Here is a 12,020-nt window from a genome sequence, read left to right as displayed (position 1 = left end):
ACGAGCTTAACTTTATCTTTTTTGTTTTTCCCTTCCTCTCGGTTGGGATTGCAAAGGTAGGAATCTTTTTTGTTTCTGCAAATTATTTGTGAAAATAATTTAGAAGATCTAACCCCGCTCGAATCCGCTCGTTTTAGCAGCTAATACCTCCTAAACTCGCTTTTTCTATCCTTTCAATATCTTTCCTCCCTTGCGGAGTGGTGCAAAGGTAGAATAAACTTTCGCACTCCCAAAACCTTTTTTAATCTTTCCTGTTTTAGCATAGCTAACTCGCTAAAAACGAGAACGATTTTTTTCAATATTTTTTTAGTGGTTAGCTCCTTTTCGAAAAACCCAGAACTTTTGTAAGGTGAAGTTGAAACCTAGGGAAACCACTAGCTCGACCATTAGTCGAGTTATGCGGTAATCTATAGCTGTAATTTTAGTCAAGAAAGGTGTTCCTTGCGATTTCAAAAGAATACTACCAACAACTACAATAATAAACTTCCATAACTGATCGCCTACAGCGGTATTATCATCTTTGAAGGCCCAATATCGATTGATCGAAAAATTGACTACCGCTCCCAAAGAACCCGATATGACTATAGCAGTACTAACAGGTGATGAAAACATCTCTACAGCGCAAATCATGATAGCGTAATCAACCATTCCGCCAATAAATGCAGAAGCTTGTGCTTTTAAAAATTGTTTGACGCCTTGAGCCATACCTGCAGTATTTACATTACTTTCTTTTCTTGCGCATCGCGCTCATCGCCCAATGCCATGAGCTTTTTGGTATCTACCAAGTTAATGAAAAATAAAGCGGTACAAATTAGGAAAACACAGTACAATATGCTTCCAGGCACAAAAACCTCTAAAGCTATAACCAGGCAAAGTACTACCCGTACTTCTGTGGGGCCTAGTAGGCCAGCATCAATCGTATATTTATCTGTAATCTTATAACGCAATTGACTAATGATCATCGCCCAGCCATAAAGCGCCACTAACAGAAAGCCCATAATCTCGTACTCGGACTCGACATAAAGATGAAAACCTAAGCCAATAAACACGGTGCTGATCCAGTCCATTACAATGTCCAACGCAAATCCATACCATTTACGGGATTTGTTACGATAATAAGCAATGCGACCATCCAGAGAATCGCCAAACCATTGTATAAAAAAGCCTATAAGTGCCATCCAAAGAAAATGGATTGTAAAATAATTGGCTAAAACAAAGCTGGCAAATATCACTAGAGAACCAAATAAACCAATTGCGGTAAGACCATCGGATGTTATCCACTGAGGTATTTTCGGCACTAAATAGCTGATGAACTTCTGCTCTGGCACGCTCAATATATTAGTCCGTTTTCTGTCTGCAAAAAGTTTGGTATTTGTCTTCATAATAATTGTATTAAAGCCAGTGGTGTTTTTTATACCATAATAGGCTTTCTGTAAGGCCGGTTTCTAAATCGTAGCGCGGCTCAAATTGTAATTCATTTTTTGCTTTCGCGATTGTGCACGCCCAACTACCTGCTGTGATTTCTTTCAGGCGCTCTGCATAAAGCACTGGTGTTTTGGAGGAAGATTTATACATCCATTCCGAAAGACGCGCTATTTGTTTCACTACTACAAATGGCACATGCACACGCAACAGGCGTTTTAGGGTGATTTTCCGAAATAAATTGGCTAATTCGTACCGATCATAAACCGCTCCATCAGATAAGTTATAGCATTGTAATTTCGTGGCAGGTATTTCAAAAGATTGAATAAGTAAGCGCGCCAGATCTTTCACATAAATGAAGGTCAGCGCTTGCGGTTTGCGTCCAATATAAGCATCAATACCTTTATTCAGCGTTTGCAAGAGTAAGAATATATCCTTGTCTTTAGGTCCATACACGGCTGTAGGACGAAATATTCGTATAGGTTTATCGGGGAATTGCTCATGCACTAATTGTTCCATACGCATTTTACTACGCCCGTACACGGTGACTGGTTTGTAGGGAGAATCTTCCCTGATTAAGCCATTATCATAAGCCAGCGGTCCTAAGGCAGCCATACTGCTTATAATATGGACCGCAGCTGGCGGATTAGAAATGCTAAAAGCGGCTTTTAATAGATTTAGTGTATAATCCACATTTACCATTATCATGTCAGCCTCTTGTTTGGCTTTGGTGAGCGCTGCTCCATGAATAATATAGGTGTAAGACGCTTGTTCTAACCATTGCGTCAGGTTGACCAAATTAGTAAAATCAGCTTCTACAAAGCTATCGACTAAATGGGCAATATCATCAACATTACTGGATTTACGGATGGCGGCATGAATGGTATAACCGGCCATTTTTGCTGCATGTACCAGGTGATATCCTACAAAACCACTGGCGCCGGTTATTAACAGCTTGGCTTGCCTCATACCGATTTCTCAAACAAGCGATATCGCTTGTACAATTCACCGTTTATCTGTTCGATAGCGTTATTCATTAAATAATTGCTATCTAACATCCAAGAGCATTCTGCTCCTTTTAAGTTACTTTTCTTACCGTTGCGGATCAACTTACCGTAAAGACATGCTTCTATTCCTAGCTTGCGATAAGGCTCCAAAACGCCTAACATCAATACTCTTACTTGATCAATCTTTTTGCGACCAAATAATAGTTTGAAAATACCGGTAGGAAGTAAACGGCCACGTTTGATCTTAATCTGAATTTGATTGATATCTGGCACGCCCAACACAAATGCGATGATTTTATCATCTTTTTCTGCAATAATAGCATATTGCGGATCCACGATCATCTTAAGATCCTTCGCCGTATGGCTAAACTCTTCGTCGGTCATAGGAACAAAACCTAAATTTTTGTCCCATGCTTTGTTATAAACTGCTTTAATCTTCTCGGCTTCGTTCTTAAAATCTTTAAGATTGATCTGCCGTAGCGTGATGCCTGAACGGTTGAGCCGCGCTTCTAAACGATCCATTAGATCTAGCGCGCGCCCACTAACTCGCTCTGTGCTTACATAATATGCGCGAAGATCTTCTTTCTTGGCAAATCCATAGTTAGTGATCAGATCTTCATAATAAGGAAAATTATACGTCATCATTGCCATAGGCGGACGATCAAAACCTTCCACTAAAAGCCCACATGTATCATTCGTGGTCAAGTTTATCGGCCCCACTGCACGATTGCCACCTTTGTCCTTAATCCAAGTAATAACTTGATCAAACAATGCATTAGCTACGTTTTGATCATTAATGCAGTCGAAGAATCCAAAGTGACCTTCGCTAGCATGGACAAAAGCATTATGGTTGGTATTCCAAATGGCCACTATCCTACCAGAAAGTATGCCATCTTTATAAGCCAAAAAAGGCTGCGCACTGGAGTGTTTGTAAAACGGATGCTTATCGGACGACAATAAATCTCTTTGTCCCAAAAAAAGTTCAGGCACATAATTCTTATCGCCCTGATAAAGATCATGCGGAAAGTCGATAAAATGTGCAAGCTGTTTGCTGCTTTTGACGGGTACAATTTCAATCATAAGTCCTTCGCAGCTTTTAGCTTAATAACTCAACATCGGCAGCTTTAAAAATTTTAGCCATTTTTTCAACTGCTTCGTCGATTTGATCAAAAGTATGTGTTGCCATCAAAGAAAAGCGAATCAATGATTCTTCGGCAGGTACTGCGGGTGATACCACAGGATTGACGAAAACGCCATCTTCCTGTAATGCTTTGGTCACCCAAAAAGTCTTTTCGTTGTCTCTAATAAATATCGGAAGAATAGGGCTTTGTGTGTCCCCTAGATCAAAACCATTATCAAGCAATAACTGCTTCGCATAATAGGTGTTTTTCCACAATTTTTCGATATGCTCTGGTTCGGTTTGTATAATCTCTAGCGCTTTCAGCGTACAAGCAACTGAAGCAGGTGTCATACTCGCACTAAACATGAGTGAACGCGCCTTATGCTTCAAATATTCGATCACATCGGCATCAGCAGCAATAAAACCACCTAAAGAAGCTAATGATTTACTAAACGTGCCCATAATAAGATCCACTTGATCAGTAAGGCCAAAGTGATCTGCTGTACCAGCACCCAAATGCCCGATCACACCCAAGCTATGAGCATCATCGACCATCACTGCAGCATCATAGTCTTCTGCGATCTTTACCATTTCAGGCAGATTAACAATATCTCCCTCCATACTAAAGATTCCATCTGTAGCAATCATCTTAAGACTATCTTCGGGTAGGCGTGAAAGTTTAGCACGCAAGTCTGCCATGTCGTTATGGGCATACTTGATTACTTTAGAAAATGATAAACGGCTTCCATCAATGATCGATGCATGATTTCGATCATCCAACAACAGATAGTCATTACGGCCTGTAAGGCAGGAAAGTGGACCTAAGTTAGATTGAAAACCCGTACTGAAAAGAATCGCAGCTTCCTTGCCAACATAGCTTGCTAGGCGCTCTTCCAATTCAATATGGATATCTAACGTACCGTTCAAGAAACGTGAGCCTGCACAACCACTGCCATATTTCTCCAACGCTAATTGACCTGCCTCTACGATACGTTGATCGGTAGTTAACCCTAAATAGGAGTTGGATCCAAACATCAATACACGTTTGCCATCAATGATGACCTCGGTATCTTGCCGAGATTGTATAGGACGAAAAAAGGCATAAAGGCCCTTCGCTTTTAAATAATTAACTTCCGTAAATTGCGATATTCTACCGCTCAACTTTCCTTTGCTCATTCTAATAAGATGTGCTATATATTATTCCGCACAGATTTTTATACTTTTTGACCATCCGGATGCAAATGTCAGAAATTAACTGCAAATCTGGCGCAAATTACTAAAATTTGACCGTTTGAAGATGATTCCGAAAAATCCATAGGATATTAGGCTGGCAAATGTACGGAACTCGACCAAATAATATTACATACAATGCCACATAAATATCAAAAAATTAATTCAATATTAACATAAAAAAACATTTATTTCTGACTCCTTTAGTTGTCTGGCTGTAATTTGTACTTTTGTTGACTAAGGTTTTGTACATATGGCGATCTCATCGAGAATAAATATAAAGAATAAACGAGCAACATTCGAATACCACATTTTAGATAGTTATGTAGCTGGGCTAGGATTGTTAGGAACTGAGATTAAATCGATCCGAGAAGGTAAAGCGAATATTAATGATAGTTTCTGTGCTTTCTTTGAGGATGGACTTTACATTCGCAATATGCATATTGCGGAGTATTCCTTTGGCTCGTTTTATAATCACGAGGCAAAGCGCGATAGAAAGCTTTTATTGACCAAACGCGAGCTCAAAAAACTAAAAGATAAGGGCGAAGAGAAGGGATTTACGATTGTACCATTACGTATCTTTATCAGCGAGCGTGGTTTTGCGAAAGTAGAAATCGCATTAGCACAAGGTAAGAAGGATTTTGATAAGCGAGATACGATAAAAGAGCGAGAATCAAAACGTGAACTCGACCGAGCGATGAAACGCTAGCGCGACGGCGGGCGCGATATATTCATTGTACTAGCGTAGGCACCGGGAGTCAATCCTTCCCGCTGGCCAAATAAACGTACAAAATAATTTATATCATTAAATCCTACTGCATAGCCTACTTCTTTCACACTGAATCCCTGCTCTAATAATCTTTTTGCAGATGCCAAACGCTGCCGGATTACGTATTCTTTCGGGCTAATTCCAATCTGTGATTTGAATTCTTTAAATAAAGCGGAGCGACTCATATTGGCCTTTTTGCATAACTGTTCTATTGTCAAATCGCTTGAAATGTGCTCCTTAATAAATTCCGTAAGATGATGCAGCAAAGATGGTTTTTTTTCTTCTCCGGCTACCAAATGTAACAGGTTTTGTATCTGTAGTGTCCGAATAAGCAGCTCTTGAATCGTTAAATCTGCTAAAACTTCATGAAAGCGATCACTTCCACTCATCAGTCTAAATAATTTGTTGGTGAGGTACATCGTTTCTGCATCATGCTTGAAATGAAACTTTTCCCATCTAAAATGCCATTCTGAAGCATCCGCCGATGGCACGCGTTCATTCATAAATTGAACGACCTGCTCTATCTTGCAACGATCAATAGTTAAGGCGGCACATTGCGTAGGAGAGAGAATTTTGGCATCAGGAAAATCAATTCGCATTGATTTATTCTCCGGTAATACCAACGTCTCGCCGGGCAAATAATCAAAAGAAGGAACATCTTCGAGATGCATTATTTTTTTCCCACGCAACATATTGACCATGACGAAATCTCCAAAGCAGAGCGGAACGTCGTGCGTAGGCTCATACGTTTCATAGACATTAAATTCGAAGCTGCCAAACGTCATTACACGTCGATTTTCCACCAACGTATACAATTGCTTCTCTGATGAGAGCGGAAGAGCATCCAAGGTAAAGTTATAGGGCATATCACTTTAATTACAAACGTGAATAATTTAGTTAATATACGAGAAAGCAATAAAATAAAAAAGAGCTTACCACACAACACAGGGCGACGATTGTGCTATACTATTATACAATTATGCTAATAGTAAATTTTTTTAATCCGTATGTTTGAGTATTCGCGATGCACATCATCGTATTATAAAGCTAAATTTTACAACTATGAGTTTATTCGAAAAACCTTCGTTCAAAGAACGATACGACAATTACATTGGCGGTAAATACATGGCCCCAGTTAACGGGAAATACTTTGACAACATCTCGCCTATAGATGGCAAAGCATATACCAAGGTAGCCCATTCAAGTAAAGAAGATCTAGACCTTGCCGTCAACGCAGCTAGTGATGCGTTTCAGTCTTGGGGCAAAACTTCGGCTACCGAACGAAGTATCCTGCTTAATAAAATTGCTGATCGTATGGAAGAAAACCTAGAATACCTAGCGATCGTAGAAACCATCGATAATGGTAAAGCAGTACGCGAAACACTTAATGCCGACATCCCTTTAGCGATCGATCATTTTCGTTACTTTGCTAGCGTTATTAGAGCCGAAGAAGGCAGTGCAACAGAGCTAGATACCGATACATTATCTCTTATAATTCACGAACCACTTGGCGTAGTCGCACAAATAATTCCATGGAACTTTCCTATCCTCATGGCCGTATGGAAACTAGCTCCTGCATTAGCAGCAGGCTGTACTGTGGTACTAAAGCCAGCAGAAAGTACGCCCACATCCATACTTATCTTGATGGAAATCATTGAGGATCTTATTCCAAAAGGCGTTATCAACATTGTCAATGGCTTCGGCGCTGATCTAGGGCGCGCATTAGTGACCAACCCGAAAGTTGCTAAAGCGGCATTCACCGGATCTACCGCCACCGGTCGATTGGTAATGCAGTATGCCACAGAAAATATTATCCCTGTAACATTGGAACTCGGTGGCAAGTCGCCCAATGTCTTTTTCAATTCAGTAATGGACCACGACGATGCGTATCTTGACAAGGCGATTGAAGGCGCTGTTTTGTTCGCATTGAATCAAGGGGAAATCTGTACCTGTCCTTCCAGAATACTCGTACAGGAAGATATCGCCGATCGATTTATCGAAAGAATTATCGAGCGCGTCAATCAGATCAAAGTCGGAAATCCGTTAGACTCCGACGTGATGATGGGAGCACAAGCCTCTAAAGTGCAAAAAGACAAGATCATGTCTTACATCAAACTGGGACAAGAAGAAGGCGCAGAATTACTCACCGGTGGCGAAGCCAATAAAGTCGGCGATGGCTTAAATGATGGCTACTACATCCAGCCCACCGTCTTTAAGGGGCATAACAAGATGCGAATATTTCAAGAAGAAATTTTCGGTCCTGTGGTGTCCGTTACCACATTTAAAGATGAAGAGGAAGCAATCGAAATCGCCAATGACACGATCTACGGATTAGGAGCTGGCGTATGGACCAGAGATGCTCACCAACTATACACCGTGCCACGAGCCATACAAGCCGGAAGAGTTTGGGTCAATCAGTATCATGCCTACCCAGCTGGAGCTCCTTTTGGAGGATATAAACAATCAGGCGTCGGTCGTGAAAACCACAAAATGATGTTGGGCCATTATCGTCAGACAAAGAACATGCTGATCTCCTATAGCAAAGAAAAGCTTGGTTTCTTCTAGATAGCATATCCTAATCAAATCCTACAGCATTTTATGCTTTAAGGCATTTTTAAACCTAAAAATTCAAATTATGATTCCAAAAAAAATGAAAGCCGCAGTCGCACCAGGCTATGGCAAAAAACTAGAAATTAGAGAGGTGCCTGTACGCGAACCAGGTAGATACGAGGTCTTAGTCAAGATCATTGCCTCCGGTGTTTGCCATACCGATCTACACGCAATTGAGGGCGATTGGCCAGTCAAATCCAAAATGCCATTAATCCCAGGACATGAAGGTGTCGGCTACGTAGTAGCTTGCGGGCCAGATGCCGTTGTAAAAGAAGGCGATGCCGTTGGAGTACCTTGGTTATATAGCGCCTGTAGCTCTTGCGAATATTGTATTACAGGTTGGGAAACTCTCTGCGAATCTCAAAAAAATGGTGGATATGGCGTCGATGGTACGTTTGCAGAGTATGTTATTGCCGATTCCAGATATGTTGGCCATCTCAAATCCAACGTCAACTTTTTAGAAATCGCCCCAATTCTATGCGCTGGCGTAACAGTATACAAAGGTCTTAAAGAAACCGAAACTAAGCCCGGAGAATGGGTCGCCATTTCGGGTATTGGAGGATTAGGTCACGTAGCAGTCCAGTACGCCAAAGCCATGGGAATGCACGTCGCTGCGATCGACGTGGCTGATGACAAATTAAAACTGGCATCAAGATTAGGAGCCGACATTGTTGTGAACGCCAAAAATACTGATCCGGGCGAATTTCTTCATAAGGAAATCGGCGGCACACACGGCGCACTCATTACGGCTGTTTCGCCAATTGCGTTCAAACAAGGCATCAATGTACTACGACGCAAAGGAACATTGGCGCTGAATGGACTGCCCCCTGGCGCATTCGATTTGCCAATTTTCGAAACTGTATTAAAACGCATAACAGTCCGTGGATCTATTGTAGGCACACGAAAAGACCTACAAGAAGCGTTAGAGTTTGCTAATGAAGGATTGGTGAAAGCTACTGTCACACCTGCCAAACTTGAAGAGATCAATGATGTTTTCGACAAGATGAAAAATAATAAGATTGACGGCAGAATTGTCCTAGATATCGCTAGCGCAAATTAATATAATATCCTATCTATTGCCTTTCTTGTATAAAGAGGCAATAGATATTTAACATTTTTTTATGATAGCACGGTTATCTGTTACAGAATCAGCCACTGAACTTATACGCGAGTTAGCAAATAAGCATGGCGATTTGATGTTTTACCAAGCTGGCGGATGCTGCGAAGGCACGCAGCCACAATGTTTCGAAAAAGGTGGATATTATCCGCGCATGCACGATGCAATGATCGGTCTGGCTGAGGGCTTTGAATTTTGGATCGACCGAGATTTATTCGATTACTGGCAATATTCACATTTCACATTAGATGTGTTGGAAGGTTTTGGGCCAGGAGGTTTTTCTCTTGAATCGCCCTTAGGCAAAACTTTCAAAGTACACTATCGTTTGTTTACTGAAGAAGAATTAGCGAATTTGGCGCCTGTAAAGCGAAGTATTTAACAGATCAGCAAGCTGCTGCAAACGTTACGAAGTAATGTCTAAACCTTGCAATACGGGCATTGGTTTCTTATTGTCGTCCAGCGCCACGAATGTAAATGTGCCTTGAATAGCCAACTCCCGTCCGTCATCGTACATGCTTTCTAAAAAAATCTGAACCTGTACTTTTACACTGGTATTTCCTACCTTTTGTACTCGACCAACGGCCTCTACGATGCTGCCGGCCGGAATAGCTTTCGTGAAATCAATTTTATCGGTTGAAACCGTCACCAATCGCTTACGACAAAAACGGGTAGCCGTCATAAAACTAACCTCATCCATAATCGCCAGCGCTTTTCCGCCAAAGAGCGTATCGTGATGATTAGTAATTGAAGGAAAAACGGTAATGCATACACGTGTTTCTGATCGCTCTATTCGCTCTGCTATAGTCACTGCTATATTTTGTTCTGTTAATTCTACTGTCTGCAAACCCTACTTCGTCTTATATCGGTCGCAAATATACGCAAATCTACCTTGCTGCTTAATCATATCCATTCCTTAGTGGGATTCCGAAGTTTCGTCTACCAATACGCCAATTCCCTTCAGCAGCATGGACGCATTGAAAATTTTGCATTCTCCCGATTTTAGACGATAATCAAACAGCATCTCCCCTTCCTTAATCTGTATATCAAAATGGAAATTGGTCAACTCCTGTGGATATTCATCGGCTAATCGAGATAGTTGCAAGTCGTGCGTAGCCACCATGCCTTTGCCCTGCATGTGCAGTAGCTGCTTGATGATCGCTTTCGATCCTAAGTACTTATCGACTGAGTTGGTACCGCGCAGCATCTCATCGATCAAAAAGAAACTGTCTTTAGCCGATGCTACCCGCTCCAAAATAAATTTCATCCTGTCTAGCTCAGCTTTAAAAGTTGATGTACTTTCGTTAAGATCGTCTTTGATCCTCATGTACGATACAATCTTATAAATCGGTAGCTTCAATCGTGCGGCACATACCACCGATCCGGCATAGGCTAGAACGGCATTTATCCCTATGGTGCGCAAAAAAGTACTTTTCCCAGCCATATTTGAACCAGTAACCAAAGCTACGCGATGGTCCTGCGCCGAATAATCGTTGGCGACAGATTTATCGACGGAAATCAATGGATGCGCCAAAGCTTTCGCCTCAATGCGATCTTGTTCATAATCTGCACTAATTTCTGGAAAATGCCAGTTTGATTGATTGAAAGACAAAATTCCTAAAGAAATCAATGCCTCGTACTCTGCCATCACCTCAAAAGCCTGCAAAGTATTGTCTGCATACTGCTTCTTCCACTGCATAATAGCGAGTACCTGCCGAAAGTCCCATAGCATAAACATATTGAGCAAAGCGCCGACAAGCATATTATTCCGAGCATCTAATTTATCGATCAATTTTCCCAATTTATGCAAAGCTACAGAAAGCAGCACTTCGCCATTGGCGCGTAGCCGTTGTTGCAATTTCTGGTTGAGCGGAGCTGCAAAAGATCGATTTTCGATGGCTTCGATTGCACTGCTGTACGCTATCATAATGGCACCAATTTTATCTATCTTATTGGAGAAAGCCGATACGCGACCAGCCATCGCCAAAGTCCACAACAAATGCGTGATGGCCAATAGCAGGACATAAGACATTACCGAATAGCCCAAAAAAGACGCGACGATTCCTGCTACGATCAAGATCGGTGCGATAAAGGAATAGATCCTAATAAAGGCATTCCCAAAGGTCATCGTTTTATCTTCGAAATAGGCCGACAGATAGACGCGCAAATTTGTGTTAGATTTTACATTGAAGAGTAGCTTTGTTTGCAGCTGCTGATTGAAAACGGCATCTGCGGCAAACTCTTTCACCGCAGCTTGTCGATCTAAAATTGTTTGCCGATCTGGCGCACTACTAAGCCATTCGGCCAATGTATCTTGCCCGTCCTGTGTAGCACAGCGATTTACTTTTGCAAATAAAGAATGTGGCCCAAATATATCAAGGTCGGAAGTATAAGGATGCTTACCATCTGCGTAGTGAGTGCCATCGGCGTACAAGTTTGCGTCACCGTCTATCAAACGAAGCTCATTTTCATTGACACGTAGAAAAGCGCGTTTTTCATCTCGCCACCTTTCCAATTTGGCCTGCCGAAAGACCAAGTATAGAAATAATACGATGACCAAAATGGTGCATAGTAACACATAAGTCACGTTATTGGATTGGAATAGCACAAAAAGTGCTGCCCCACCACCTAGAATAATAGCCAAGCGTAGCAGGTTGACGGTATTTACCTGCTTATCGAGCGAAACAATCTCGGCTTTTGTTTGTGAAATATTTTGTTGATAGAAATTTATTGACACGCCGTTTATCG

General features: G+C 41.5%; 12 protein-coding genes. 4 read left to right on the top strand and 8 right to left on the bottom strand.

The features are described 5' to 3' along the window. Positions 1–306: 306 nt before the first annotated feature. Genes A0125_RS10755 through spt form a run of 5 tightly spaced genes read right to left on the bottom strand, consistent with a single transcriptional unit; the run spans position 307 to position 4,725 of the window. Complete coding sequence (locus tag A0125_RS10755) at positions 307–705, bottom strand: GtrA family protein (protein WP_066755637.1); 399 nt, start codon at positions 703–705, stop codon at positions 307–309. A gap of 11 nt (positions 706–716) precedes the next feature. Next, complete coding sequence (locus A0125_RS10750) at positions 717–1,382, bottom strand: CDP-alcohol phosphatidyltransferase family protein (RefSeq protein ID WP_066755634.1); 666 nt, start codon at positions 1,380–1,382, stop codon at positions 717–719. Between the two features lie 10 nt (positions 1,383–1,392). Continuing rightward, the gene (locus A0125_RS10745; protein ID WP_066755631.1) at positions 1,393–2,391 is read right to left on the bottom strand and encodes an NAD-dependent epimerase/dehydratase family protein; all 999 of its coding nucleotides are present in this window, start codon (positions 2,389–2,391) and stop codon (positions 1,393–1,395) included. Further along, a complete protein-coding gene (locus tag A0125_RS10740) occupies positions 2,388–3,509 on the bottom strand; it encodes a hypothetical protein (protein ID WP_066755629.1) in 1,122 nt (373 codons plus the stop codon). Before A0125_RS10740 ends, A0125_RS10745 begins: the two co-directional genes overlap by 4 nt. Positions 3,510–3,525: 16 nt before the next feature. Beyond that, on the bottom strand, positions 3,526–4,725 hold the full coding sequence (gene spt, locus A0125_RS10735) for a serine palmitoyltransferase (protein WP_066755625.1): 1,200 nt from the start codon (positions 4,723–4,725) through the stop codon (positions 3,526–3,528). Positions 4,726–5,032: 307 nt separating this feature from the next. On the opposite strand from spt, the gene smpB reads away from it, so the two are divergent. Continuing rightward, complete coding sequence (gene smpB, locus A0125_RS10730) at positions 5,033–5,488, top strand: SsrA-binding protein SmpB (RefSeq protein ID WP_066755623.1); 456 nt, start codon at positions 5,033–5,035, stop codon at positions 5,486–5,488. Here the strand turns inward: smpB and A0125_RS10725 are convergent. After that, on the bottom strand, positions 5,485–6,414 hold the full coding sequence (locus A0125_RS10725) for a helix-turn-helix domain-containing protein (protein ID WP_066755621.1): 930 nt from the start codon (positions 6,412–6,414) through the stop codon (positions 5,485–5,487). The genes smpB and A0125_RS10725 overlap by 4 nt on opposite strands. Before the next feature lie 196 nt (positions 6,415–6,610). Here A0125_RS10725 and A0125_RS10720 point away from each other — a divergent pair, with 196 nt between their 5' ends. From A0125_RS10720 to A0125_RS10710, 3 genes are all read left to right on the top strand, one after another. Beyond that, positions 6,611–8,113, top strand: a complete 1,503-nt coding sequence (locus A0125_RS10720; protein WP_066755619.1) for an aldehyde dehydrogenase family protein — start codon at positions 6,611–6,613, stop codon at positions 8,111–8,113. Positions 8,114–8,183: 70 nt separating this feature from the next. Further along, on the top strand, positions 8,184–9,218 hold the full coding sequence (adhP, locus tag A0125_RS10715) for an alcohol dehydrogenase AdhP (RefSeq protein WP_066755616.1): 1,035 nt from the start codon (positions 8,184–8,186) through the stop codon (positions 9,216–9,218). Positions 9,219–9,279: 61 nt separating this feature from the next. Then, positions 9,280–9,654: a DUF779 domain-containing protein gene (locus tag A0125_RS10710; RefSeq protein ID WP_066755614.1), complete on the top strand. Its 375-nt coding sequence runs from the start codon at positions 9,280–9,282 to the stop codon at positions 9,652–9,654. A 24-nt stretch (positions 9,655–9,678) separates the two neighbouring features. Here A0125_RS10710 and A0125_RS10705 read toward each other — a convergent pair whose 3' ends face one another. Continuing rightward, complete coding sequence (locus A0125_RS10705) at positions 9,679–10,083, bottom strand: acyl-CoA thioesterase (RefSeq protein ID WP_066755771.1); 405 nt, start codon at positions 10,081–10,083, stop codon at positions 9,679–9,681. Positions 10,084–10,188: 105 nt separating this feature from the next. Then, complete coding sequence (locus A0125_RS10700; RefSeq protein WP_231863211.1) at positions 10,189–12,009, bottom strand: MutS-related protein; 1,821 nt, start codon at positions 12,007–12,009, stop codon at positions 10,189–10,191. Between the last annotated feature and the right edge of the window lie 11 nt (positions 12,010–12,020).

This window comes from Sphingobacterium populi (assembly GCF_001586775.1).
GTDB lineage: Bacteria > Bacteroidota > Bacteroidia > Sphingobacteriales > Sphingobacteriaceae > Sphingobacterium > Sphingobacterium populi.
This window is presented reverse-complemented; position numbering and strand designations above follow the sequence as displayed.

What these genes read in the sequence shown, in the direction of transcription:
- A0125_RS10755 (WP_066755637.1), bottom strand. Translation starts at nt 705, where the DNA reads ATGGCTCAAGGCGTCAAACAATTTTTAAAAGCACAAGCTTCTGCATTT.
- A0125_RS10750 (WP_066755634.1), bottom strand. Translation starts at nt 1,382, where the DNA reads ATGAAGACAAATACCAAACTTTTTGCAGACAGAAAACGGACTAATATA.
- A0125_RS10745 (WP_066755631.1), bottom strand. Translation starts at nt 2,391, where the DNA reads ATGAGGCAAGCCAAGCTGTTAATAACCGGCGCCAGTGGTTTTGTAGGA.
- A0125_RS10740 (WP_066755629.1), bottom strand. Translation starts at nt 3,509, where the DNA reads ATGATTGAAATTGTACCCGTCAAAAGCAGCAAACAGCTTGCACATTTT.
- spt (WP_066755625.1), bottom strand. Translation starts at nt 4,725, where the DNA reads ATGAGCAAAGGAAAGTTGAGCGGTAGAATATCGCAATTTACGGAAGTT.
- smpB (WP_066755623.1), top strand. Translation starts at nt 5,033, where the DNA reads ATGGCGATCTCATCGAGAATAAATATAAAGAATAAACGAGCAACATTC.
- A0125_RS10725 (WP_066755621.1), bottom strand. Translation starts at nt 6,414, where the DNA reads ATGCCCTATAACTTTACCTTGGATGCTCTTCCGCTCTCATCAGAGAAG.
- A0125_RS10720 (WP_066755619.1), top strand. Translation starts at nt 6,611, where the DNA reads ATGAGTTTATTCGAAAAACCTTCGTTCAAAGAACGATACGACAATTAC.
- adhP (WP_066755616.1), top strand. Translation starts at nt 8,184, where the DNA reads ATGATTCCAAAAAAAATGAAAGCCGCAGTCGCACCAGGCTATGGCAAA.
- A0125_RS10710 (WP_066755614.1), top strand. Translation starts at nt 9,280, where the DNA reads ATGATAGCACGGTTATCTGTTACAGAATCAGCCACTGAACTTATACGC.